The 25,084-nt window shown below is 70.6% G+C and carries 20 protein-coding genes; 9 read left to right on the top strand and 11 right to left on the bottom strand.

Annotation, left to right across the window (positions count from 1 at the left end; translation table 11 throughout):
• Positions 1-6: 6 nt before the first annotated feature.
• Genes AC3B5L_RS08170 through AC3B5L_RS08160 form a run of 3 tightly spaced genes read left to right on the top strand, consistent with a single transcriptional unit; the run spans position 7 to position 1,138 of the window.
• Entirely contained in the window at positions 7-354 is a 348-nt protein-coding gene (locus AC3B5L_RS08170) for a metallopeptidase family protein (RefSeq protein WP_187664020.1), read from the top strand.
• On the top strand, positions 351-644 hold the full coding sequence (clpS, locus tag AC3B5L_RS08165) for an ATP-dependent Clp protease adapter ClpS (protein ID WP_268776351.1): 294 nt from the start codon (positions 351-353) through the stop codon (positions 642-644). Before AC3B5L_RS08170 ends, clpS begins: the two co-directional genes overlap by 4 nt.
• Positions 641-1,138: a DUF2017 family protein gene (locus AC3B5L_RS08160; RefSeq protein WP_268776352.1), complete on the top strand. Its 498-nt coding sequence runs from the start codon at positions 641-643 to the stop codon at positions 1,136-1,138. The genes clpS and AC3B5L_RS08160 overlap by 4 nt, the downstream gene beginning before the upstream one ends.
• Before the next feature lie 6 nt (positions 1,139-1,144).
• Here the strand turns inward: AC3B5L_RS08160 and AC3B5L_RS08155 are convergent, their stop codons facing one another.
• From AC3B5L_RS08155 to gatC, 6 genes are read right to left on the bottom strand one after another with little or no spacing between them, the layout of a single operon-like run.
• Complete coding sequence (locus AC3B5L_RS08155) at positions 1,145-1,726, bottom strand: nucleoside/nucleotide kinase family protein (protein WP_187664017.1); 582 nt, start codon at positions 1,724-1,726, stop codon at positions 1,145-1,147.
• Positions 1,710-2,027 carry a hypothetical protein gene (locus tag AC3B5L_RS08150; RefSeq protein ID WP_071328758.1) on the bottom strand — a complete coding sequence of 106 codons (318 nt, stop codon included), beginning with the start codon at positions 2,025-2,027 and terminating at the stop codon, positions 1,710-1,712. Before AC3B5L_RS08150 ends, AC3B5L_RS08155 begins: the two co-directional genes overlap by 17 nt.
• Positions 2,028-2,064: 37 nt before the next feature.
• Positions 2,065-3,321, bottom strand: a complete 1,257-nt coding sequence (gene dinB / locus AC3B5L_RS08145) for a DNA polymerase IV (protein WP_187664016.1) — start codon at positions 3,319-3,321, stop codon at positions 2,065-2,067.
• Positions 3,322-3,369: 48 nt separating this feature from the next.
• Positions 3,370-4,884, bottom strand: a complete 1,515-nt coding sequence (gene gatB, locus AC3B5L_RS08140) for an Asp-tRNA(Asn)/Glu-tRNA(Gln) amidotransferase subunit GatB (RefSeq protein WP_259951623.1) — start codon at positions 4,882-4,884, stop codon at positions 3,370-3,372.
• Entirely contained in the window at positions 4,884-6,401 is a 1,518-nt protein-coding gene (gene gatA, locus AC3B5L_RS08135) for an Asp-tRNA(Asn)/Glu-tRNA(Gln) amidotransferase subunit GatA (RefSeq protein ID WP_490096386.1), read from the bottom strand. The genes gatB and gatA overlap by 1 nt, the downstream gene beginning before the upstream one ends.
• A complete protein-coding gene (gene gatC, locus AC3B5L_RS08130; RefSeq protein WP_025103377.1) occupies positions 6,398-6,697 on the bottom strand; it encodes an Asp-tRNA(Asn)/Glu-tRNA(Gln) amidotransferase subunit GatC in 300 nt (99 codons plus the stop codon). The genes gatA and gatC overlap by 4 nt, the downstream gene beginning before the upstream one ends.
• Before the next feature lie 65 nt (positions 6,698-6,762).
• On the opposite strand from gatC, the gene AC3B5L_RS08125 reads away from it, so the two are divergent.
• Genes AC3B5L_RS08125 through AC3B5L_RS08115 form a run of 3 tightly spaced genes read left to right on the top strand, consistent with a single transcriptional unit; the run spans position 6,763 to position 10,839 of the window.
• Positions 6,763-8,463, top strand: coding sequence for a long-chain-fatty-acid--CoA ligase (locus tag AC3B5L_RS08125; RefSeq protein ID WP_490096385.1), 1,701 nt, complete (start codon positions 6,763-6,765; stop codon positions 8,461-8,463).
• Positions 8,464-8,509: 46 nt separating this feature from the next.
• Entirely contained in the window at positions 8,510-10,348 is a 1,839-nt protein-coding gene (locus tag AC3B5L_RS08120) for a DEAD/DEAH box helicase (RefSeq protein WP_490096384.1), read from the top strand.
• Positions 10,349-10,359: 11 nt separating this feature from the next.
• A complete protein-coding gene (locus tag AC3B5L_RS08115) occupies positions 10,360-10,839 on the top strand; it encodes a GNAT family N-acetyltransferase (RefSeq protein ID WP_187664012.1) in 480 nt (159 codons plus the stop codon).
• Positions 10,840-10,842: 3 nt separating this feature from the next.
• On the opposite strand, the gene ligA is transcribed toward AC3B5L_RS08115, so the two are convergent.
• The 3 genes from ligA to AC3B5L_RS08100 are packed head-to-tail and all read right to left on the bottom strand — an operon-like array spanning position 10,843 to position 15,479.
• Positions 10,843-13,158, bottom strand: a complete 2,316-nt coding sequence (gene ligA / locus AC3B5L_RS08110) for an NAD-dependent DNA ligase LigA (RefSeq protein ID WP_490096383.1) — start codon at positions 13,156-13,158, stop codon at positions 10,843-10,845.
• 38 nt (positions 13,159-13,196) lie between these two features.
• On the bottom strand, positions 13,197-14,294 hold the full coding sequence (gene mnmA / locus AC3B5L_RS08105) for a tRNA 2-thiouridine(34) synthase MnmA (RefSeq protein WP_259951627.1): 1,098 nt from the start codon (positions 14,292-14,294) through the stop codon (positions 13,197-13,199).
• A 9-nt stretch (positions 14,295-14,303) separates the two neighbouring features.
• Complete coding sequence (locus AC3B5L_RS08100) at positions 14,304-15,479, bottom strand: cysteine desulfurase family protein (RefSeq protein ID WP_490096382.1); 1,176 nt, start codon at positions 15,477-15,479, stop codon at positions 14,304-14,306.
• A 101-nt stretch (positions 15,480-15,580) separates the two neighbouring features.
• Here AC3B5L_RS08100 and glgX point away from each other — a divergent pair, with 101 nt between their 5' ends.
• From glgX to glgB, 3 genes are all read left to right on the top strand, one after another.
• Positions 15,581-17,653: a glycogen debranching protein GlgX gene (gene glgX / locus AC3B5L_RS08095; RefSeq protein ID WP_490096381.1), complete on the top strand. Its 2,073-nt coding sequence runs from the start codon at positions 15,581-15,583 to the stop codon at positions 17,651-17,653.
• Between the two features lie 64 nt (positions 17,654-17,717).
• Positions 17,718-19,787, top strand: coding sequence for an alpha-1,4-glucan--maltose-1-phosphate maltosyltransferase (locus tag AC3B5L_RS08090; protein WP_187664007.1), 2,070 nt, complete (start codon positions 17,718-17,720; stop codon positions 19,785-19,787).
• Positions 19,784-21,985: a 1,4-alpha-glucan branching protein GlgB gene (gene glgB, locus AC3B5L_RS08085; protein ID WP_187664006.1), complete on the top strand. Its 2,202-nt coding sequence runs from the start codon at positions 19,784-19,786 to the stop codon at positions 21,983-21,985. The genes AC3B5L_RS08090 and glgB overlap by 4 nt, the downstream gene beginning before the upstream one ends.
• A 54-nt stretch (positions 21,986-22,039) precedes the next feature.
• On the opposite strand, the gene AC3B5L_RS08080 is transcribed toward glgB, so the two are convergent.
• Both AC3B5L_RS08080 and AC3B5L_RS08075 read right to left on the bottom strand, forming a co-directional pair.
• The gene (locus AC3B5L_RS08080; protein ID WP_370428569.1) at positions 22,040-22,966 is read right to left on the bottom strand and encodes a tetratricopeptide repeat protein; all 927 of its coding nucleotides are present in this window, start codon (positions 22,964-22,966) and stop codon (positions 22,040-22,042) included.
• 5 nt (positions 22,967-22,971) lie between these two features.
• Positions 22,972-24,915 carry a DUF8094 domain-containing protein gene (locus tag AC3B5L_RS08075; RefSeq protein ID WP_268776363.1) on the bottom strand — a complete coding sequence of 648 codons (1,944 nt, stop codon included), beginning with the start codon at positions 24,913-24,915 and terminating at the stop codon, positions 22,972-22,974.
• Positions 24,916-25,084 lie beyond the last annotated feature (169 nt).

The following is a 25,084-nucleotide window of genomic DNA, read 5'->3' as shown; positions in this document are numbered from 1 at the left end:
GAGGGGATGGACATGGACGCCGCGGCCTTCGAGGCCCTCGTGATCGACGAGCTCGACCAGCTGCCCGATGAGATGGTCGAGCAGCTCGAGAACGTCGTCTTCGTCGTGGAGGACCGTCCGGAGGACGGCGGCCTCGACCTGCTCGGCCTGTACGACGGCCTGGCGCTGACGGAGCGCACGCAATACGGGATGGGCGAGCTCCCCGACCGCATCATCGTCTACCGGGAGCCGCACCTCGCACAGTGCGACGACATCGACCAACTCCGTGACGAGATCCACACCACGCTCGTCCATGAGATCGCGCACTTCCACGGCATCGACGACGCGCAGCTGCATGAGCTCGGGTGGGCATGACCATGTCGACCGCTCTTCCCGAGGTCGAGGAGACCACTGACCTGTTCGCTGCTCCGCTGGAGCCCTGGGAGGTCGTCGTATGGAACGACCCCGTGAATCTGATGAGCTACGTCGTGCGCGTCTTCCGCACCTACTTCGGCTACACGACCGAACACGCCACCCGCCTCATGCTCGCCGTTCATCACGACGGCCACGCGATCGTCGCCACCGGCCCGCGAGAGACCATGGAGGTGCACGCTCAGGCGATGCACGACTACGGACTCTGGGCGACCGTCAGGAAGGCCGCATGAACGCCACGCCGATCACCGTCTCCGTCGCCACGATCGAGGGGATGCACCTGGCCCGACTCGTCGATGACTTCATGGAGGTGCTGCGGGACTCCGAACAGGACGACCCGGGAGTGGCCCGGCTGACCCCGAACGCCTACCCGGACGACGACGATGCGTCGGCCGCATTCGCCTCCGCCACGCGCGCGGACCTCCTCGACCGGCGGTTGCACGACGCCCGCACGGTTCGCGCATCGCTGCAGATGTTCGACCCCGACGCCGAGGTGACCGATGCCGACGCCCGGATCCCCCGCGATGTCGTGGTGCGCCGTGACCACGTGGACGCCTGGCTGCGCACCCTCACCGCCATCCGCCTCGTGATCGCGACGCGCCTCGGCATCACCGACGACGAGCCCGACGTCGGGGGCGATGGCCAAGCGGTGTACGACTGGCTGGGATACCGCCTCGAGCTCCTCATCGAAGCCGTGGATGAGAGCGACGCCGACGCCCTCCGCTGAGCGCGCTCAGGGAACCTCGACGACTCGGGTGGCGAGTTCGCGGGGGTGGTCCCGCTCGACGTGACGGCGCTCCTGCGCCGCCCAGCGGTCCCAGTGCGGGCGGTAGGTGTCTCCGTCCCGGGCGAGCGCCCGTGACTTGCGTGACTGTTCCCCGGACTCCACCCAGACGCGGACATCCGCCAGCCGTGCCGTGGACGGACGCAGGATCCCGCTGCCCTCGACGATGACCCCGAGTGCGGGATCCACGGCGTGGGTCTCCGCCTCCTCGCCGCGCTCCCAATCCCAGCGACGCCAGGCGCCGAGCAGGCCGCGTCCGTGCGGGCGGAGGATGCCCTCCAGCGCTTTCTCCGCGCCCCCGTCGAGTCCGTCCCAGCCCGGGTACAGCGAATCCAGCGCGATGACCTGCACGCGGCCGGCAACCGGCCAGGCATGTGCCACACGCGCAGCCAGAGAGGTCTTGCCGGCGCCGCTTCCCCCGTCGATGATCACGACAGGATTGGACGCCGCGAGTGCGCGGACGTCCTCGACGATCAGTGTCGCGGCGTGCGAGAGAGCAGCTGCGACCGCGTCGTCACTTCTTGAGGGCACGGATGATGCGCGTGAGTGCCCGACCTGTGACCCAGACGAAGGGCACGGCCACGACCAGGAGCGTCACGATGTTCGGCTCGAAGCGCAGTCCCTCTTCGCGACGGACGTAGACACCGACCGGGACCGACACGCCGCCGCCCCCGCCGCCTTCTCCTCCGTCGCCGCTGGCGCCGCCGAAGCCGGCGTAGGTGAACGCCACCGGAGTGACGGTGACACCGTCGATCTCCTGCGGCTCCCCGTATGCGCTCTTCACGCCGAAGGACGCGACCTGATTCCCGAGTTCCAGTGCAATGTTCGGCATGTTCCCACGGTAGCCGACGGCGGCCTCCGGCGCGCGGTCAATCGACGCCGTGATCCTTCGGATGGCGAGCGGCACCTCGTCCTTCACCTCGTCCGATGTGGCGCGCTCTGCTGATCGTCGCCGAACCGAACCGTGCCATGGCCTCGTCGACCGCCCCCTCGACCTTGCGCCAGCCCTCGTCGTCATCCCAGAGCGCCAGCGCGCTGCCTCCCGCAGGCCGGAGGTTCTCGGCGCGGACTCCCACGAGGCGGATCGGGTCGCGACGCTCGATGAGCGCGAACAGACCCTGCGCCGCCTCGCCGATGCGCTGCCCGACCGCGGTGGGTTCACTCAGCGTCTGCGATCGGTTGACGGTCCGGAAGTCGTCGAAGCGGATCTTGATCGCGACCGTGGAGGTCTCCCACCCGGCCCGACGCAGGCGGGCGCCCACGCGATCGGCGAGCCGGAGCAGTTCGGCGCGGAGGAACGCTCGATCCGTGATGTCCTGGTCGAACGTCTCCTCGTGGCCGATGCTCTTCTCCACGCGCTCGGTGTCGACGGCGCGGGGGTCCTCTCCCCGGGCGAGCTGCGCGAGCCGCGTGCTGAGCGCCGGCCCGACCGCCCGGTCCAGCATCTCCGGCGGCGCCGTGCGCAGGTCGTCGATCGTGCGGAGGCCGCGGGCTTCCAGAGCTTCCGCCGCCTTCGGCCCCACTCCCCACAGCGCCCGTACCGGGCGCGGCGCGAGGAACGCGAGAGTGTCGTGCTCGGCGACCACGAGCATTCCGTCGGGCTTTGCCATGGTCGATGCCATCTTCGCGACGTGCTTGGTCGCGGCCACGCCGACGCTGCAGGTGATGCCGACCTCCGCGAGGACGCGCTCGCGGATCTGGGCGGCGATCCGGGCGGGACTCCCCCAGAGCCGGCGCACACCCTGCACGTCGAGGAAGGCCTCGTCCACCGACAGCGGTTCCACGAGCGGCGTGAACGACTCGAAGATCGCCATCACCTGCCGCGAGACCTCTTGATACCGAGAGAAGTGCGGCGGGACGATACGTGCGGTGGGACACAACCGCAGAGCCTGCGACACGGGCATGGCGGAGCGCACGCCGTAGCGCCGTGCTTCGTAGGAAGCACTGGAGACGACCGATCGTCCGTCCGGGGATCCGATGATCAGCGGCAGCCCGCGAAGACCCGGATCATCCAGCACCTCGACGGCGGCGTAGAACGCATCCATGTCGACGTGGAGGATCCGCGTCCCGGAATCGTCGGCGTCGGCGGAGGACACCATGCGGCCTCTGCCATCACCGTGTCCCATGAGTCCATTGTCCCCCGGGCCTCCGACACGGAGGCCCGGGGGCGAGAATCACTGCGCGGCGCGCTCGAGGATGAGTTCGCGGACGCGTGCGGCGTCGGCCTGGCCCTTCATGGCCTTCATGACCGCGCCGATGATGGCACCGGCCGCCTGGACCTTGCCATCCTGGATCTTGGCCATCACGTCGGGCTGCGCGGCGAGAGCCTCGTCGATCGCCGCGATGAGGGCGCCGTCGTCCGAGACCACGGCGAGACCACGGGCGTCGACGACCTCTTGCGGCGTGCCTTCCCCGGCGATCACGCCCTCCAGCACCTGGCGCGCGAGCTTGTCGGTCAGCGTGCCGGCATCGACGAGCTGCTGCAGTGCGGCGACGCTCTCCGGGCTGACCAGGTCGACCGCGTCCTTCTCCTGCGCGTTGGCGAGGCGGGTGATCTCCCCCGTCCACCACTTCCGTGCCGCGGCGGGCGTGGCCCCGGCGGCGATCGTGGCCTCGACGACGTCGAGCAGACCGCCGTTGCGCACGTCCTGGAACTCCAGCGGGGTGAAGCCCCACTCGTCCATGAGCCGGCGACGGCGGGCGACGGGCTGCTCGGGCAGCGCCGCACGCAGCTCCTCGATCAGCTCACGGGGAGGCTGCACCGGAAGCAGGTCGGGCTCGGGGAAGTACCGGTAGTCGTCGGCGTCCGATTTCGGACGGCCGGGAGAGGTGGTCCCGGTGTCCTCGTGCCAGTGCCGCGTCTCCTGGGTGATGGTGCCGCCGTCGGCGAGGATCTGCGCCTGGCGCTGGATCTCGTACCGCACCGCACGCTCCACCGAGCGCATCGAGTTGACGTTCTTCGTCTCGGTGCGCGTGCCGAGCTTCTCCTCGCCACGAGGACGGAGAGACACATTGGCGTCGCAACGGAGGTTGCCGCGCTCGAGGCGAGCCTCGGAGATCCCGAGCCCGCGGACGATGTCGCGGATCGCGGCGACGTAGGCCTTGGCGACCTCGGGGGCCCGGTGATCGGTGCCGAAGATGGTCTTCGTCACGATCTCGACGAGCGGGACACCGGCACGGTTGTAGTCGACGAGCGAGTACTCGGCACCCTGGATACGCCCGGTCGAGCCGCCCATGTGCGTGAGCTTGCCGGCGTCCTCCTCCATGTGCGCGCGCTCGATCGGGATCGTCACCATCGTGCCGTCCTCGAGCTCCACCTCCACCGAGCCCTCGAAGGCGATCGGCTCGTCGTACTGGGAGATCTGATAGTTCTTGCCGAGGTCCGGGTAGAAGTAGTTCTTCCGGGCGAAACGGCTGGACTCGGCGATCGAGCAGCCGAGCGCGAGGCCGAGGCTGATCGAGGATCGGATGGCCGTCTCGTTGACGACCGGCAGCGAACCGGGCAGACCCAGGTCGACCGGCGCGATCAGGGTGTTCGGTTCCGCCGCGTGGTACGCCTCGTTCGCGGGGTTGGGCGCGTCGGAGAACATCTTCGTGTTCGTGTTGAGCTCGACGTGCACCTCGAATCCGAGGACCGGCTCGAACATCTCGAGCGCCTTGTCGAAGTCCATGAGCTTGGCAGCGGCCATCAGCGCGCGCCTCCTTCCAGCTGGGGGGCACGGGACAGCAGCGGCGCGCCCCAGGAGTCCACGAGCAGCGTCTCGAGGGCGGCGCCCACGCGGTACAGACGAGCGTCCTCCCGCGCCGGGGCGAGGAACTGGATGCCGACGGGCAGGCCGTCGTCGTCCGCAAGACCACTCGGGATCGAGATGCCGGGGACACCGGCGAGGTTCGCCGGGATCGTCGTGATGTCGTTGAGGTACATCTGCAGCGGGTCGTCGATCTTCTCACCGAGCTTGAACGCGGTGGTCGGGGCCGACGGGGTCGCGATGACGTCGACATCGGCGAAGGCCGCGGCGAAGTCCTGCTGGATCAGCGTGCGGACCTTCTGCGCGCTGCCGTAGTACGCGTCGTAGTAGCCCGCCGACAGCGCGTAGGTGCCGAGGATGATGCGGCGCTTGACCTCGTCGCCGAAGCCGGCGTCGCGCGTGGCGGACATCACGTCCTCGACGGTGGGGTTCCCGGCCGGGGTGACGCGGAGACCGAAGCGCACCGAGTCGAACTTGGCCAGGTTGCTCGAGGCCTCCGCCGGCAGGATCAGGTAGTAGGCGGCCACGCCGTACTCGAAGTGCGGCGCACCGATCTCCACGATCTCCGCGCCCTGCGCCTCGAGCAGCGCCAGCGCGCTGCGGAACGACGCCGCGACGCCCGGCTGGAAAACGCTGTCGGGGAGCTCGCGGATGACGCCGACGCGCAGACCCTTGAGGCCGTCGCCGCGCGCACCCTCGCGTGCGGCCGCCGCGAAGGACGGCCACTGCTCGTCGAGCGACGTGGAGTCCTTCGGGTCATGGCCGCCGATCGCGTCGTGCAGCAGACCGGCATCGAGCACCGTGCGGGTGACCGGGCCGACCTGGTCGAGGCTCGACGCCAACGCGATGGCGCCGTATCGGCTGACACCGCCGTACGTCGGCTTCACGCCGACCGTGCCGGTCACGTGCGCAGGCTGACGGATCGATCCGCCGGTGTCGGAGCCGAGGGCGAGCGGGGCCTCGAAGGCGGCGACGGCGGCGGCAGAGCCCCCACCCGAGCCCCCGGGGATCCGGTCGAGATCCCAGGGGTTGCGGGTCGGGCCGTAGGCGGAGTGCTCCGTCGACGAGCCCATCGCGAACTCGTCCATGTTCGTCTTGCCGAGCGGGATGAGTCCGGCGGCACGGGAGCGGGCCACGACCGTCGCGTCATACGGCGAGCGGTAGCCCTCGAGGATCCGCGAGCCGCTCGTGGTCGGCTGATCGGTCGTGACGAGGACGTCCTTGATCGCGAGCGGGACACCGGCGATCGGCCCGAGGTCCTCCCCCGCGGCACGGCGGGCGTCGATGTCGGCCGCGGCCTCGAGCGCGTGCTCGTTGACGTGCAGGAACGCGTGCACGGCGCCGTCGACCTGGGCGATGCGGTCGAGGTGCGCCTGCGTGGCCTCGACGCTGGAGACCTCGCGCGTCGTGAGCTTGTCGGCGAGCTCCGCCGCCGTCAGTCGGATGATGTCGCTCACTGCTCTTCTCCCAGGATCGCGGTGACGCGGAACCGGCCGTCGGCCTGGTCCGGGGCGTTCTGCAGCACCTGCTCGTGCGTCAGCGTCTCGCCGACCACGTCGGGACGGAACACGTTACTCAGCGGGATCGGGTGGCTGGTCGCGGCGACATCGGCGGTCGCGACCTCGGACACCTTGGCGATGTTGTCGACGATGGCGTCGAGCTGGCCGGTGAGCCGCGTCACCTCGTCGTCGTTCAGCTGGATGCGCGCGAGCACGCCGAGATGGCGCACAAGATCAGGGGTGATTTCAGACACGCTCCCCAGTCTAGTTGGCGAGCCGCCCGCCGCTCGGTGCGGCGCGGCCCGCCTAAGCTGGGCGCGTGAGCACGTTCCAGCCCCCTCGCCCGTGGATCGCCAGCTACGCCGACGGCGTCCCGGAGGACCTCGCCCCCGTCAGCGGCTCCCTCGTGGACATCGTCGCCGCGTCGGCGCGGGACTATCCCGATGCCCCGGCCCTGCAGTTCTTCGGCAGGGAGACCACCTACGCACAGCTGCAGGAGGCGATCGATCGCGCCGCCGCGGGGCTCCGGGATCTCGGCGTGCGCGCCGGCGACCCGGTCGCCATCGTCCTGCCGAACTGCCCCCAGCACATCGTGGCGTTCTACGCCGTGCTGCGACTCGGAGCGGTCGTGGTCGAGCACAACCCGCTCTACACCCCCCGCGAGCTGCGCAAGCAGTTCGAGGACCACGGCGCCAAGCACGCGATCGTCTGGAACAAGGTCGTGGCGACGGTTCAGGAGTTCCCGAGCGACCTGGCCGTCTCGACGCTCGTGTCCGTTGACGTCACTCGCGCCATGCCCGCACTCACCCGCTTCGCGCTCCGGCTGCCGGTGGCGAAGGCGAGGGAATCGCGGGCGGCGCTGACCGAGCGCGTCCGCGGCACCGTCCTCTGGGAGTCGGTGGTCGCCGGTGCCCCGATCCCCGCCTCGCACCCGCAGCCCGGCACGGACGACCTGGCGATCATCCAGTACACGTCGGGGACCACGGGCACGCCGAAGGGCGCCGCCCTCACCCACCGCAACCTCCTCGCCAATGCGGCACAGTCCCAGGCCTGGGTCCCATCCATCCAGCGCGGCAAGGGCTGCGTCGTGTACGCCGTGCTGCCCATGTTCCACGCCTACGGCCTGACCCTCTGCCTCACCTTCGCGATGTCGATGGGGGCGCGCCTCGTGCTGTTCCCGAAGTTCGATCCCGATCTCGTGCTGGACGTGGTCAAGAAGCACCCGGCGACGTTCCTGCCGCTCGTGCCGCCCATCGCCGACCGGCTGCTCGCGGCCGCCAACGCCAAGGGCGTCTCCCTCGACGGCATCGAAGTGGCGATCTCCGGCGCCATGGCGCTGCCGCACGAACTCGTCGTCCCGTTCGAAGCCGCGACGCACGGCTATCTCGTCGAGGGCTACGGTCTGAGCGAGTGCTCCCCCGTCCTCATGGCGAACCCGGTGGCCGACAACCGTGTCCCCGGCACGGTGGGCCTCCCGCTCCCCGGGACGGAGTGCCGCGTCGTCGATCCGGAGGACCCCACCGAGGACGTCCCGGCCGGTTCCGCCGGCGAGCTCGTCGTGCGCGGCCCTCAGGTCTTCTCCGGGTATTACGGAAAGCCCGAGGAGACGGAGGCCGTGTTCGTCGACGGCTGGTACCGGACGGGCGACATCGTCACGATCGACGACGCCGGATTCGTGCGGATCGTCGACCGGATCAAGGAGCTCATCATCACGGGCGGCTTCAACGTCGCCCCCACCGAGGTCGAGAACGCGCTGCGCCAGCATCCGTCGGTCGTCGACGCTGCGGTCGTCGGACTGCCCAGCGACCACTCGGGCGAGGAGGTCGTGGCGGCGATCGTCGTCGACCCCGGGGCCGATGTCGATGTCGAGGCGATCCGCGAGTACGCCCGCAGCATCCTCACGCCGTACAAGGTGCCGCGCCGCGTCTTCGTCGTCGACGAGCTGCCGACGTCGCTGATCGGCAAGGTGCTCCGCCGGCAGGTGAAGGAGAAGCTGCTCGCCCTCACCTCGGGCGTCTGACCCGGTCGCACAGGAAGCGGGTCGCCGGGCGCGCTACCCTTGGGAAGTGACCCCTGAAGAAGTGACCCCCACCGACGCCCCTGACGAGTCCCCCGCAACCCCCGGATTCGAGGACCTCGGCATCACCGGGCCGGTCCTCAAGGCCGTCAAGGATCTCGGTTACGAGACCCCCTCGCCCATCCAGGCCGCGACCATCCCGACGCTGCTCGCCGGCCGCGATGTGGTCGGCATGGCGCAGACCGGCACCGGCAAGACCGCCGCCTTCGCCCTCCCCGTGCTGGAGCGGCTCGACGTCACGCAGAAGACGCCGCAGGCCCTCGTCCTCGCCCCGACCCGCGAGCTCGCGCTGCAGGTCTGCGAGGCTTTCGAGTCCTACGCGTCGCGCATGAAGGGCGTGCACGTGCTCCCCGTCTACGGCGGTCAGGGCTACGGGGTGCAGTTGTCCGCGCTCCGCCGTGGCGTGCACGTCGTCGTGGGAACCCCCGGCCGCATCATGGACCACCTCGCCAAGGGCACGCTCGACCTCTCCGAGCTGCAGTACCTCGTGCTGGACGAAGCCGACGAGATGCTGAAGATGGGCTTCGCCGAAGACGTCGAGCAGATCCTCGCGCAGACGCCGGAGGAGAAGCAGGTCGCCCTGTTCTCGGCGACGATGCCCGCGCAGATCCGCCGCCTCGCGCAGCAGTACCTCCGCGACCCGGAGGAGATCACGGTCAAGTCCAAGACCGCGACCAACACGAACATCACCCAGCGCTACCTCGTCGTCTCCTACGCGCAGAAGGTGGACGCTCTGACCCGCATCCTCGAGGTGGAGAACTTCGACGGGATGATCGTCTTCGTCCGCACGAAGAACGAGACCGAGACCCTGGCCGAGAAGCTCCGCGCCCGCGGATACTCCGCCGCCGCGATCAACGGCGACGTGCCGCAGGTGCAGCGCGAGCGCAGCGTCAACCAGCTCAAGGACGGCAAGCTCGACATCCTCGTCGCCACGGACGTCGCCGCCCGCGGCCTCGACGTCGAGCGCATCAGCCACGTGGTCAACTTCGACATCCCCACCGACACCGAGTCGTACGTCCACCGCATCGGACGGACCGGGCGGGCCGGCCGGACGGGTGACGCGATCAGCTTCATCACCCCGCGCGAGCGCTACCTGCTCAAGCACATCGAGAAGGCCACGCGTCAGCAGCCCACGCAGATGCAGCTCCCGAGCACCGAGGACGTGAACACGACGCGGCTCGCCCGCTTCGACGACGCCATCACGACCGCGCTCTCGGAGACGACGCGCATCGACGCGTTCCGCGACATCATCGCCCACTACGTGCGGCATCACGATGTGCCGGAAGGCGACGTCGCGGCCGCTCTCGCCGTGGTCGCCCAGGGCGCCACGCCGCTGCTCCTCGACCCCGCCCAGGACGCCCTGTCGCAGGCCGTGGCCGCCGACAACCGCCCGCCGCGCGAGCGGCAGACGCGGGAGCCGCGCGAACCCCGGGAGCGTCGCGGCCGCGGCGACTACACGCCGTACCGCATCGAGGTGGGTCGCCGGCACCGCGTCGAGCCGCGACAGATCGTGGGCGCGCTCGCGAACGAGGGCGGTCTGGGCCGCGACGACTTCGGGGCGATCAACATCCGTCCCGACTTCTCGATCGTCGAGCTTCCGGCGAACCTCGACCCCGCCGTCCTCGACAAGCTCCGCGACACCCGTATCTCGGGACGACTGATCGAGATCGCTCCCGACCGTGGCCCCGGGGCGCGACGCGGGTCGTCCTCGCGCGACGGCGACGGCCGTGGTCGCCCGACCCGCTACGACAAGCGCGACCGCGACGAGCGCCCGGCGCACGGCGACCGCGAGGAGAAGCCCTTCCGGAAGCCCCGTCACAAGGCCTGAGCGGACCGACGATGCGCATCGACCGCGCCGGCAGGGAGGATCTCCCCGCGCTCGCCCAGCTCAAGTGGCAGGACGTGCCGAGGGACCTGACGGCCGGTCGATCGCTCGACACGTACACCGCGGAACTCGGCGACTGGTGGCAGGCGCACGCCCGCACCCACGTCGCCTTCGTCGCGCGCGCCGAGGAGGATGACCGTATCGTCGGTGCCGCCTGGGTCGCCCTCGTGCCGCGTGTGCCGCGGCCCGGGGCGGTCGATCGCATCTCCGCGGACATCCAGAGCGTCTTCGTCCTCCCGGAGCATCGAGGGCGCGGAGCGGGCCGCGGCCTCGTCGCCGCCGCCTGCGCGCACGCCGTGTCCGTCGGTGCCGAGCGGATCACCGTGCATTCGAGCGAGGCCGCCGTGGGTCTCTACCAGAAGCTGGGATTCGCGGACTCACCGCGGCTGCGACAGTTCCTCGCGCCCACCACGGCGGCCCCGGAGAGCGCCTGAGCCTCACTCCAGCGCCGCAGGGCCCTCCGTGACCAGCACGTGGAACTGCGCGGCGTCGAGGATGCGGACGCCGAGCTCCTCCGCCTTCGCGAGCTTGGAGCCGGCGCCGGGACCCGCGGCCACGAAGTCGGTCTTCTTGGAGACGCTCGAGGCCGCCTTGCCGCCGGCCTTGATGATCGCCTCCTGCGCGCCCTCGCGGGTGTAGCCGTCGAGAGATCCCGTCGCGACCACCGTGAGGCCTTCCAGCACTCCCCCGGCGGCGACAGCTGCTCCCGGCCCGGGGTGGCCCGGCGTCGCCCACTGCACGCCCGCATCCGTCCACTGCCGGACGATGTCCTGGTGCCAGTCGACGTCGAACCACGCGAGCAAGGAGTCGGCGATGATGCCGCCCACGCCCTCGACCGCGGCGAGCTCTTCCCGCGATGCCTCCCGGATCGCGTCGAGCGACCCGAACCACTGCGCGAGCGCCCGCGCCGCGACCGGTCCGACGTGGCGGATGTTGAGGGCGACGAGCAGCCGCCAGAGGTCTTTGGTCTTCGCCTTCTCCAGCTCCGCGAGCAGTGTCAGCGCCTGCGAGGACGGCTGCGGACCTTCCAGACCCGACTTCTTCTCGGCGGCGGTCGGGTTCCGTCGGAACGGCGCGCGCGTCTTCACGAGGCCGTCCTCGTCCTCGCGCGGCAGACCCGTCTCCGCATCACGCACGACGACCTCGATCGGCACGAGCTGCTCCAGCGTGAGGGCGAACAGCCCTGCCTCCGTGCTCAGAGGGGGCTCGGCCGGAGTCGTGGGCTGGGTCAGGGCCGCCGCGGTGACCTCGCCCAGGGCCTCGACATCGAGGGCGCCGCGGGAACCGATGTGCTCGACGCGTCCGCGCACCTGCGCAGGGCACGACCGCGCGTTCGGGCACCGGAGGTCGATGTCGCCCTCCTTCATGGCGCGCAACGGCGTGCCGCACTCGGGGCAGTCGGCCGGCATGACGAACTCCCGCTCCGTCCCGTCCCGCTTCTCGACCACGGGGCCGAGCACCTCGGGGATCACGTCGCCCGCCTTCCGGAGCACCACGGTGTCGCCGATGAGCACGCCCTTGGCCTTGACCACGTCCTTGTTGTGGAGCGTGGCCTGACGGACCACGGATCCGGCGACGTGAGCCGGTGCCATGACCGCGAAGGGAGTGGCGCGACCGGTGCGCCCGACGGAGACGACGATGTCGAGGAGCTTCGTCTGCACCTCCTCCGGCGGGTACTTGTAGGCGATCGCCCAGCGGGGGGCCCGGCTCGTGGCCCCGAGCTCGTCGTGCAGGTCGAGCTCGTCGACCTTGACCACGATGCCGTCCAGTTCGTGCTCGATGTCGTGCCGATGCTCCCCGTAGTGCTCGACGAAGGCGACGACGTCCTCGATGCTGCGGCACACCTTGGTGTGCGGGCTCGTCGGCAGCCCCCAGGCGGCCAGCAGCTCGTAGACCTGGCTCTGCGCCGCGACCGGCGGGTTCGTCCAGGCGCCGATGCCGTGCACGTAGAGCGCGAGCGACTCGATGCGCAGCAGGCCCGCTTCGAGCTCCAGGCCGTCCTTCTTGTCGATCTGCTGACGCAGGCCGCCGCTGGCGGCGTTGCGGGGATTGGCGAAGGCCGGGAAGCGCCGCGCCGCCGCGGTGCGCGCCTTCTCCTCATCGAACGGCCTCTTCGCGCCGCCCCTGGCCTCCCACCGCGCGAGGGCGTCGGCATACGCGCGGTCGCGGAAAGCCGCCTGCGCCGCGTTCAGACGCTCGAACGCGGCGACGGGGATGAAGACCTCTCCGCGGACCTCGACGATCGGCGGGTGTCCCCCCCCGGCGAGCCGCTCCGGGATCTCGGGGAGCCGGAGCGCGTTCTCGGTGACGATCTCGCCGACCCGCCCGTCACCGCGGGTCGCGGCCGACGTCAGGACGCCGTGCTCGTATCGCAGATTGATCGCGAGCCCGTCGATCTTGAGTTCGGTCAGCCAATCGACGTCGCGCCCGGCGGCCGCCCGCGTCTTCTGCGCCCACTCCCGCAACTCCTCGATCGAGAAGACGTTGTCGAGGCTGAGCATGCGCTCGGCGTGCTCGATGGTCGCGAGCCCTGTCGCCTCGGCCGCGCCGACCATCTGCGTCGGCGAGTCCTGACCCTGGAGCTCGGGGTGCAGGCGCTCGAGCTCTTCCAGGCGCCGCATCCAGCCGTCGTACGTCGCGTCGTCGACGAGCGACGTGTCGCGCCCGTAGTACGCGTCCTTCGCCTCGAGGATGCGGGTGGTCAGCTCCTCCGCCTCGCTGCGGGCGTCTTCCAGTGAGATGTTCTCCGGCACCCCGCCAGTCTAGGAGCGGGGACCGACATCCACCCGGATCAGACGCCGACCGGAACGGCGGAGACGGTCGTATCGATCGTGAACTGCCCGAGCACTCGTGTGCCGACGTAGAGCACGGCGGTCTGTCCCGGAGCGACGCCGTCGAGCGGAGTCTGCGGCACCACGCGAACGCCCTCCGCGGTCACGGTGGCCGTGGCGGGCACCGGCTCGGCGTGCGCGCGGATCTGCACATCGCACGCGAACGTCGACGCGGCAGGTGCGGCGCCGGCCCAGCTGAAACGCTGCCCCGCGATCTCGGCGATCGCCAGGGCCTCCTTGGGGCCGACGACCACCGTGTTCGACACGGGACGCACCTCGAGGACGAAGCGGGGCTTGCCGTCCGGCGCCGGGACACCGAGCTTGAGCCCGCGCCGCTGGCCGACGGTGAACGCGTGCGCGCCCTCGTGCGCGCCGACGACCGCGCCCGTGCGATCGACGATCTCACCGGTGGCCGTGCCGACCTTCTCGGCCAGCCACCCCCGGGTGTCGCCGTCGGGGATGAAGCAGATGTCGTGACTGTCCGGCTTCTGGGCCACGCTGAGACCGCGCTGCGCCGCCTCCGCCCGCACGAGGGCCTTCGACGGCGTGGTCCCGAGCGGGAAATAGGTGTGCGCGAGCTGGTCGGCCGTCAGGACACCGAGCACGTAGGACTGGTCCTTCGCGTTGTCCGAGGCCCGGTGCAGCTCGAGACCCTCAGGACCGTCCACCAGGGTCGCGTAGTGTCCGGTGCAGACGGCGTCGAAGCCGAGCTCCAGGGCGCGCTCCAGCAGGGCCGCGAACTTGATCTTCTCGTTGCACCGCATGCACGGGTTCGGAGTACGACCGGCGCGGTACTCCGCGACGAAGTCGTCGATCACGTCATCCCGGAAGCGCTCGGAGAAGTCCCACACGTAGAAGGGGATGCCCAGGAGGTCGGCGGCCCGGCGGGCGTCCAGCGCGTCCTCGATCGTGCAGCAGCCTCGACTGCCGGTGCGCAGGGTCCCCCCGGCGCGGGAGAGCGCCAGGTGCACGCCCACCACATCGTGCCCCGCCTCGACGGCCCTGGCGGCCGCGACGGCGGAGTCCACACCGCCGCTCATGGCCGCAAGGATTCGCATGGGTCCAGTCTACGAGCGCTCGGCTGCACGGGCCCCGGATGCCCGGGCGTAGGCATCGCCGATCGCCCCGAGCACCGCGTCGACGTCGGCGTCCGTCGAGGTCCGGCCGAGAGAGAATCGCAGCACGCTCCTGGCGTCCGACTCGCTGCGCCCCATCGCCATCACGACGTGCGAGGGCTCGGCGACCCCCGCCTGACAGGCGGATCCCGTGGAGGCCGAGACCCCGGCCACGTCCAGCAGGAACAGCAGGCTCTCCCCCACGGCACCGGGGAAGAGCAGATGCGCGGTCCCGGGAAGACGGTGATCGGGGTCGCCCAGGAGCTCGGCCGTCGGCACCCGCGCACGGACCCCCTCGACGAGACCGTCGCGCAAGCGGCCCACCCGGACGGTCTCGGCGGCCCGCTCCCGTTCGGCGAGCTCGAGCGCGGTCGCCAGTGCCGCGGCTCCCGGCACATCCTGCGTACCCGCACGCAGACCCCGCTGCTGGCCCCCGCCCCGCAGAAGCGGGGTCAGTCGGGCGGACCGAGCGACCACCAGCGCACCGACGCCCACGGGCGCGCCGACCTTGTGACCGGCGACGCTGAGCGCCACCAGGCCCGTCCCCTCGTCCGCACCGCCCCTCAGCTCCCGGAACGACAGCGGGAGGTGCCCGAGCGCGGCGACCGCGTCGAGGTGCAGCGGCACTCCGGCATCGGCGGCGGCCGCGGTCAGAGCCGCCGCGTCGTTGACCGTCCCGGTCTCGTTGTTCGCGACGAGCGCGGTCGCGAACGCCGCACCGGGCAGGGCCGACGCGAAGCGGCTTCCGTCGATGCGCGCCTGGGCAGAGAGAGGAACAGCGCGCACCTCGGCTCCGTCGGAGACGAGGGCGGCGACCGTGTCCATCGTCGCGTGATGCTCACCGTCCGGCACGACGACCGCCGAAGAGCCCGGACGACGCGAGCGCCACAGGCCCTGGAGAGCGAGGTTGATGGACTCGGTCCCGCCGGAGGTCAGCACCACCTCGATCGGGTCGGCCCCGAGAACCGCGGCCACGCGTTCCCTGGACTCCTCCAGCACCCGGCGCGCATCCTGCCCTGCCCCGTGCGTCGACGAGGCGTTGCCGACGATGACGGACGCCTCCAGCCACGCGTCCCTGGCCTCCGGGCGCAGCGGGGTCGTCGCCGCGTGGTCGAGATAGTGCCGCATACGTCGATTCTCCCCGATCCGCGCGGCGGACGCTCCGTCTGCGCGTGAGACCGGGTGCGTCCTGTCATGAGACTGAAATGCAACACGTTTAGGGTGTATCCATGCCTTCGTCCCCCGCCTCCGTCGTGCCCGGTGGGGCGACCCTCGACGATCTCGGCGTTCGCCTGCACGACGACGTCGGCACTCTCCGGGTCTGGTCGCAGAACGCCTCGGCCGTCGAGCTCGTCGTGTTCGACGCCACGGACCTCGACTGGGTGGTCGACCAGGCGGCGCTGGAAAGGCGGCCCGGAGGGGTCTGGGAGGTCACGACGCCGTTGCTCCAGCCGGGCGTGCGGTATGCCCTCCGGGTCGAGGGACCGCACGGCCCCGGCAACACGTTCAACCCCGAGACGCTGCTCCTCGACCCGTACGCGCGTGGTCTCGCCCAGGGCCACGGCTACCAGGAGTGGCGCGGCGTGCTCATCGAGGACGGCTTCGACTGGGGCGACTCCACCAAGCCGCGGGTCCCGGCCGACCGGACCGTGATCTACGAGGGCCACCTGAAAGGGCTGACCAAGCGTCACCCCGACATCCCGCCGGCGCTGCACGGGACGTATGCGGGCCTCGCGCATCCCGCCATGATCGCGCACCTCCGCACGCTCGGGGTGACCTCGGTGGAGCTGCTCCCCGTCCACGCGTTCGTCCCGGAACCCCGACTCCTCGAGCGTGGTCTGACGAACTACTGGGGCTACAACACCCTGAACTTCTTCACACCGCACGCCGCGTACGCCACCGAGGGCGCGCGCAAGGCCGGGCCCGAGGCGATCATCGCCGAGTTCAAGGGCATGGTGCGGCTGCTGCACGAAGCGGGTCTCGAGGTGATCCTCGACGTCGTGTACAACCACACATCCGAGGAGGGGATCGGCGGCCCGCGGTCCAGCCTCCGCGGCCTCGACAACGCCCGGTACTACCGGCAGGACGACGCGGGCGTCTACATCGACACCACCGGATGCGGCAACACGCTCAACACCGCCACCGAGGCCGGGGCGCGCCTCGTCGTGGACTCCCTCCGGTACTGGGCCGAGGAGATGCAGATCGACGGATTCCGTTTCGATCTGGCCACGGCGATCGCCCGCGACGGCGCGCACACCTACACCCCCGACCATCCCCTTCTGCAGGCGATCGCCGCCGACCCCGTGCTCGCGGAGACCAAGCTCATCGCGGAACCCTGGGACGTCGGTCTGGGCGGCTGGCAGACCGGGAACTTCCCCTCGGGCTGGCATGAGTGGAACGACCGTTACCGCGACCGGGTGCGCAACTTCTGGCTCAGCGACATCGACTACGCCCGGCGGGCCTCGGCACCGGTGGGGATCGGCGGTTTCGCGACACGTCTGGCCGGCTCATCCAACACCTTCAGCGAGGATCGGGGACCGCTCGCGAGCATCAATTTCGTCACCGCGCACGACGGCTTCACTCTCCACGACCTCGTGTCGTACGACGTGAAGCACAACGAGGCCAACGGCGAGCAGAACCGCGACGGCGCGGATCTGAACCGGTCCTTCAACCACGGCGTGGAGGGCCCCACCGACGATCCGATGATCCTCGCCGCCAGGCGGAAGGCGATGCGCAACCTGCTCGGCACCCTGCTGCTCTCGGCCGGCATCCCGATGCTCACCGCCGGGGATGAAGTGGGACGGACGCAGCGGGGCAACAACAACGCCTACGCGCAGGACTCTCCGTTGTCCTGGCTCTCCTGGGAGTTCGAGCCGTGGCAGGAGGACCTCCGCGCCCACGTCGCGCGCCTCCTCCGGCTCCGTGAGGAGAACCCCGCGCTGCGCCCGAGCCGGTACGCGCGCCTCGGCGAGCACATCCCGAACGCGTCGGTCATGGACTGGTACGACCAGGACGGCGCGACGATGGAGCCGGCCCAGTGGACGGACCCCGGCAACCGCACCCTGCAGTACGTCGCCGCGTCCACGCCGGACAAGGAAGCCGCGAACCGGATCCTGCTGATCGTGCACGGCACGGAGGCTCCGATCGACGTCCGGCTCCCGGAGGACATCGACGGCGCCACCCGGTTCGTCTCGCTCTGGTCGAGCGCGGATGAGCGGCCGTCGGACGCCGAGGAGACCTTCGTACCGGGCGAGGTGCTGCCGATCCCCGGCACCTCGATGCGCCTGTTCCGCGTCGAGTGATAGCACGGTTCGCCGCCCTGGTCGAGCGGTAGGTTCCCGCACGCCCGACCGGTAGATTCGGCATGTGACTGCTCGTGCTGGAACCCGGCCCACGGCTCTGCGGAGCCCCGTTCAGATCCCGACGCGCGCCGCCGACGCGGACCGCCCCGGAGCGCTGCGCACGACGCGGATCCCGCTGCTCGACGGGAGCCCCGCGGTCCCCGGTGGCTTCCCGGCCAAGGCCTTCGCCGGCGAGGTCGTGCCGTTCCGCGTGGTCGCCTTCCGGGAAGGTCACGACCTCATCGGCGTGCACGTGCGGCTGACGTCCCCGACCGGCGAGGAGAGCCTGCACCGGCTCACCGCCCTCGCGGACGGCACCGACCGCTGGGAGGCGGAGATCGCCCTCGACGCGGAGGGCGTCTGGCACTTCCACTTCGAGGCGTTCTCCGACGACTTCGCCACCTGGGCGCACGCCGCGCACGTCAAGGTCGCCGCAGGCGTCGATGTGGAGGTGATGGCCGCGCTCGGCGCGGAGCTGCTGCGGCGGGCCGCGGCGGAGAAGGATCGCCCCGCGGCACAGCGCACGCGCCTGCGCGTCCGAGCCGATGAGCTCCAGGCCGGCGACGCCACCACCACTGCGGCGATGGCCGTCGACCCCGAACTCGCAACGATCTTCCGCGACCGCCCGATCGCGACCCTCCGCTCCCTCTCCGCGGAGCAGGTCCTCCGCGTCGAGCGCACCCGTGCGGGCGTGGGCGCCTGGTACGAGTTCTTCCCACGCTCCGAAGGTGCCAGACGGCTCAAGGACGGCACGGTGCGCAGCGGCACGTTCCGCACGGCGGCGAAGCGCCTGCCCGAGGTCGCCGGGATGGGCTTCGATGTGATCTACCTCGTCCCGATCCACCCCATCGGCAGCACCAATCGCAAGGGGCGCAACAACACGCTCGTCGCCGAGGCGGGAGACCCGGGCTCGCCGTACGCGATCGGCGCCACTGAAGGGGGGCACGACGCCATCCATCCCGACCTCGGCACCCCGCAGGACTTCCGCGCGTTCGTGCGCGCCGCGCGGAAGGAGGGGCTGGAGGTCGCCCTGGATCTCGCGCTGCAGGCATCCCCCGACCACCCGTGGGTCCGCGAACACCCCGAGTGGTTCACCACCCTCCCGGACGGCAGCATCGCGTACGCGGAGAACCCGCCCAAGAAGTATCAGGACATCTATCCGCTGAACTTCGACAACGACCCGGAGGGCATCGCGGCCGAGATGCTCCGGATCGTCCGGCACTGGGTGGCCGAGGGTGTGCGGATCTTCCGCGTGGACAACCCGCACACCAAGCCGCTCCAGTTCTGGGAGTGGCTGATCGCGACGGTCAACGCGACGGATCCCGACGTCATCTTCCTCGCCGAGGCCTTCACCCGGCCCGCCGTGATGCGCGCGCTCGCCGCCGTGGGCTTCCAGCAGAGCTACAGCTACTTCACCTGGCGCAACACCAAATCCGAGCTGGAGGAGTTCCTCACCTCCATCTCCCACGAGACGGCCGACTACATGCGTCCGAACCTCTTCGTGAACACCCACGACATCCTCACCGAGTACCTCCAGTTCGGCGGACGCGCGGCGTATCGCATCCGCGCCTGCATCGCCGCGACGGCAGGGCCCGTGTACGGGGTCTACGCGGGGTACGAGCTCGTCGAGAACGTGGCTCGCCCGGGTTCCGAGGAGAACATCGACAACGAGAAGTACGAGTACAAGTTCCGCGACTGGGCGGGAGCCGAGGAACGCGGGGAGTCGCTGGCCCCGCTGCTCCGGCGGCTCAACGAGATCCGTGCGGCGCATCCCGCGCTGCGCCAGCTCCGCAACCTCGAGCTGCACTGGAGCGACGACGACGCCATCCTCGTGTTCAGCAAGCATCTCGACGCCGCCTTCACCGGTACCGGGAGACCGGACACCCTCATCGTCGTCGCGAACGTCGACCCGCACTCGGTGCGCGAGACCACCGTCCACCTCGACACCACGCGCTGGGGAGTCCCCCTGGGCGAGACCTTCGAGGTGGAGGATCTCCTGACCGGCGCCGTCTGGACCTGGAGCGATCACAACTACGTCCGGCTCGACGCCTTCGCCGAGCCCGTCCACATCCTGAAGGTGAGGGAGCGCGCATGAGCCGCATCGAGGACACCCCGAACGCCGAGTGGGAGGCCGTCGCGGCCGGTCAGCATCACGACCCGCATTCCCTGCTCGGCGCGCACCCCGCCAAGGATGCCGCCGACCGTACCGTCACCGCCATCCGCGTCCGCCGACCGCTCGCCGAGAGCGTCGAGGCCGTGTTCAGCGATGGAAGCCGACTCGCCCTGTCCCACGTCGCGCACGGCCTCTGGGAGGGCACGCACCCCGGGCCACCGCTCCCCTACCGCATCGCGACGCGCTACCGCGGCGAGGAGGAGATCGTCTCCGGCGACCCGTACCGGCATGCACCGACACTGGGCGAACTCGACCTGCACCTCATCGCCGAGGGGCGGCACGAGCGTCTGTGGGAGGCGCTGGGGGCGCATCCCCGTACGCAGGGCGACGAACAGGGCGTGTCCTTCGCGGTCTGGGCCCCCGATGCCTCGGCCGTCCGGGTCGTGGGCGATCACAACGGCTGGAACGGCGAGAGCCACGCCATGCGCTCGCTCGGCGCCAGCGGCGTCTGGGAGATCTTCATCCCCGACCTGCCCGTCGGCACCCGCTACAAGTACCAGATCCGCACCCGGAGCGGCGCCTGGATCCTCAAGGCCGACCCGATGGCGCTGGCGGCGCAGGTGCCGCCGGAGACCGCGTCGGTCGTCACCGCCTCGTCCTACGCCTGGCAGGACGGCGCGTGGATGACCCGTCGCGCCGCCACCCATGCCGTCGCGCAGCCGCTGTCGGTGTACGAGGTGCACGTCGGCTCCTGGCGCGAGGGGCTGGGCTACCGCGAGATGGCCGATCCGCTGATCGCACACGTGCAGGAGACGGGGTTCACCCACGTCGAGTTCATGCCGCTGGCCGAGCATCCGTTCGGCGGCTCGTGGGGCTACCAGGTCAGTGGATACTACGCACCGACGAGCCGGTACGGCTCCCCCGACGACCTGCGCTACCTCATCGACCGCCTGCACCAGGCCGGCATCGGCGTCATCATGGACTGGGTCCCCGGGCACTTCCCCAAGGACGCCTTCGCGCTGGCCCGCTTCGACGGCCAGCCCCTGTACGAGCACCCCGATCCCCGCCGCGGCGAGCATCAGGACTGGGGCACACTCATCTTCGACTACGGCCGGCCCGAGGTACGCGGCTTCCTCGTCGCCAACGCCCTCTACTGGCTGGACGAGTTCCACGTCGACGGCCTGCGGGTCGACGCCGTGGCGTCGATGCTCTACCTCGACTACTCGCGCCGGGAGGGCGAGTGGGAGCCGAACATCCACGGCGGACGCGAGAACCTCGAGGCGATCCGCTTCCTCCAGGAGGTCAACGCCACCGCCTACCGGCTCCACCCCGGCATCCTGATGATCGCCGAGGAGTCCACGAGCTTCCCCGGCGTCACGGCACCGACGGATCACGCCGGCCTCGGGTTCGGTTTCAAGTGGAACATGGGCTGGATGAACGACTCGCTCCAGTACATCGGACGCGATCCGATGTACCGCGCGCACCACGAGGGCGAGATGACGTTCTCGTTCGTGTACGCGTTCGGCGAGAACTACGTCCTGCCCATCAGCCACGACGAGGTGGTGCACGGCAAGGGCAGCCTGTTGTCCAAGATGCCGGGCGACCACTGGCACAAGCTTGCGAACGTCCGTGCCTACCTCGCCTACATGTGGGGGCATCCCGGGAAGAAGCTGCTGTTCATGGGACAGGAGTTCGGTCAGCTCGCGGAGTGGTCGGAGGGTCGGGAGCTGGACTGGTGGCTCCGTGACCAGCCCTCCCACGCCCAGCTGCAGGACTTCGTCGCCGCGATGAACGGGGTGTACCGGTCGCAGGCCCCCCTCTGGGAGCGCGACAACGACGGCTCCGGGTTCACCCGCCTCGGCGCCCCGAGTTGGGACCCGTCGGTCATCGCCTTCGAACGACGGGACGCGCACGGCGGGCGCCTCGTCGTCGTCAGCAACTTCGCCGGAGTGGAACGCACCGGCTACCGTCTCGGGCTGCCCAGAGAGGGCGTGTGGCAGGAGATCCTGAACTCCGATGCCGTCGCCTACGGCGGACGGGGGTCGGGCAACCTCGGGATGGTGATCGCCGAGCCCGCGGACGCCGGCGCCCCCACGGCGTCGATCACGCTGCCCGCGCTGTCGACGCTCTGGCTCCGCCACCAGCCCGAGCCGCACGTGCCGACGGTGAACAACGGCTGACGGACGGCCGGCGACGATCGGTCTGCGCGGAGGAACAATCCCCGCGCAGGCCGATCAGAAGAGCAGCGAGGAGAGTCGGTTCCGAGCCGCGATCACGCGCGGGTCGCTGGCGCCGATGAGGCCGAAGAGCTCGATGAGACGCTCCCGGACGGGAGTGCGCTGGTCGGACGGCAGCTGAGCGAACAGGTCGAGGAGCCGGCCGAAGGCGTCGTCGACATGTCCACCGGCGAGGTCGAGGTCCGCGACGTCGAACTGGGCCTGCACGTCCAGCGGAGCCGCTGCGGCCGCGGCTCGGGCGGTCTGGAGGTCGAGTCCCTGCACACGGTCGAGCAGGCGGACCTGGCCCAGGCCGGCGATGGCGTCCTCGTCGCGCGGGTTCTCCGCGAGTGCCTTCTCATAGGCGGTGATGGCCGCACGGTAGTCGCCGCGCTCGATGGCGGCGAACGCCTCCGCGTGCAGCGGCGGCAGCTCGGGCTCGGCAGCGGCTTCGGCTTCCCCGGTCTCGGCGTCGCCGACGGGGAGCGTTCCCGAGACGCCGTTCTGCGCCGCCACCTGGAGCAGCTGCGCGAAGACCTCACGCACCTGCTGCTCCGGTACGGCGCCCGTGAACATCGGCACCGGCTGGCCGGCGATGAGGGCGACGACCATCGGGATGGACTGCGCGCGGAAGCTCTGCGCGAGCTGCGGGTTCGCATCCACGTCGACCTTCGCCAGGAGCACGCGGCCGCCGAGCTCCCGAGTGACCTTCTCGATGATCGGGCTCAGCTGCTTGCACGGCCCGCACCACTCGGCCCACAGGTCGACGACCACCGGGACGGTGCGCGACAGCTCCAGGACCTGACCGAAGTTCTCGTCGGTCGCGTCGACGACGACGTCAGCCACCGGTGCGGTCGCGGGCGCCGCTGCACCACCCGCCGGCGGGGACGGACGGTTGCGCAGGCTGGACAGATCGACGGCGCCACGCAGGGCCGCGGGAGACATCTCACTCACTTGATCACCTTCACGGACACGAGATCCTGACGGGACGCCAGGAGACGGATCGGTTCGCTCGACCCCTGGGACGGGACGGCGAAGAACAGCTGGAACTCATAGGTCGTCTGGGCGCCCTTCGCGGACTCGTTGGCCCCGGTGAGCGCCTTGGCCTCCTTGTTGTCACCGAAGCGGATGACGACATCGGAGGACGTGGGCGTGATGGTCTCGACATCGAGGACGGAGACGGCGACGATGGCGCCGCTGTCCAGCGTCGTCATCGAGACGGGCTCCGTCGTCGTCGGCTTCATGTCGAACGCGGCCTTGGAGGTCTTCGCAGCCCCGGCGTCGGCGAGTCCCTTCACCAGGCTCTGTCGGCTGTCCCTGATCGATGTCGCCAGGTTCAGCGCCAGATCGTCGAACTGCCCGTAGGAGGCGCTCTTCTCACCGTTGTCGACGACGTCGGCGAAAGCCGCGGCGACCTCGTTCGGCGGCACCGACAGGAAGGCCGAATCCGCCGGGACCAGCGAGGTCCCCAGCCAGCTGGCCGCCACCTCGGGGAACGCCGCGTCCGCCGACATCTCCGCCATGTTCGTGACCTTGTAGTTGGACCAGGGGTCCGCCTGCGTCATGGTCAGCACCACCGGCGGCACGGTGTCGTCGCCGGTGCTCTTCGAGAGCATGAGGACGGTGCGTGGCCAGCGGTCCGTCGCCTCGGGGAGGACCACCTCGACGTCGTCCGTCGGGATCGCGGCGGGCGCGGCCCGATCCGGGAGCTTCGCGCGCAGGGCGTAGTCGGTGGTCCTCGTCGTGAGAGGTGCGCCGTCGAGACGGGTGGCCGCGAGGTCCAGATCCTTCGCCTCATCGGCCTGCACCAGGGTCTCGGAGACCTCCCGGAGGATCCGCTCGGCCTGCGTCTCGGTGACCGCCGGCGGCTTCTGGTTCTCGGGGGCGATCACGGTCGGGGTCGGAGACGGCGATGCGGAGGGGGCCCCGAACTCCGGCCAGGACTCCGCCGTGCAGCCGGAGGCCAGCAGGGCGGTCAGGCCGAGGGCGGGGAGGGCGAGCAGGCGCCGACGACGCCTCGGGCGCTCAGCGCGCATCGTGCTCTTCCCGTCCTGCTCCTTCTCGTCGACGATCTCCGCGTCCTCCACGTCGTCCTTCCTCGCCGGTGTCGGCGCCTGCTCGCCGTCCGTGGCCTCCAGGGCCTCGCGCTCGGACGGCGGAAGGGCCGCCACGTCGATCGGCTGCGTCGTGGGAAGCGGCCCGGGCCCCTTCCGGCGCGGGCCGCGGCCACGGCGCTGGTGACGGATCGCGAGCACGTACAGGACCAGGCCCACGAGGAGCACCAACCCGCCTGCCGCCATGAGCGGGCCCGCCAGCGGCGTCCGCGTGTCCAGCGGCCAGGAGACCACGATGTCGTCCGGCGCGTCCTTGGTGCCGTCGTAGGCGATCAGCACGCTGGTCCCTTCCGGGAGCTGCATCTTGTCAGTGGCGAGGAAGTTCTCCTCGCTGAAGGAGTCGAGCCACAGATCGGAGCCGGCAGGGTTCCGGCCCGCGGGCGCGTCGGCGTCCTCCCCCGGCGCCGGGGTCGCGGTCGTCTCGGGCGCCGGCGTCTCGGTGGACCCCTCGTCGTCCGCTGCGGCGACATGCTCGACGACGAGCTCGTCCTCGTCCCCGACGGCCACGTGGTTGTACTCGGAGTCGGAGAGCCAGGCCTCCATGTCGGCCGTGCGCCCGTAGCTGGTGAAGATCTCCCCTTCGCCGCGGATGAGCAGCTTCTGCGCGCCGGCGTTGATCCGCAGGACGTCGCCGTCCAGGAGAACGAAGGGCGCGGGCTCCTCGATGTCGACGCGAGCCTCCTCGGACGAAGGGCCGACGAAGATGGTGCGTTGGGCGATCCCCGCACCGATCAGCACGGCAGCCAGCACGAAGGCCACCACGGCCCATACGAAACGCACGAATAGTCTCCTCACGCATCGCGGCTTCCCGCCCACGACGCCACACTCGACATTTCAGACTAGCGAACCCACCTGTGTGTTGACCACGAGGGCCCTCCCTCGTCCGTCGCCCGGCACGTCGGCGGCGCGTCGAGCCGCGGCATGGGTAGCCTTGCTGCAGCCGTACCGA

This window comes from Microbacterium sp. C-MGS6, from assembly GCF_058140415.1.
This window is presented reverse-complemented; position numbering and strand designations above follow the sequence as displayed.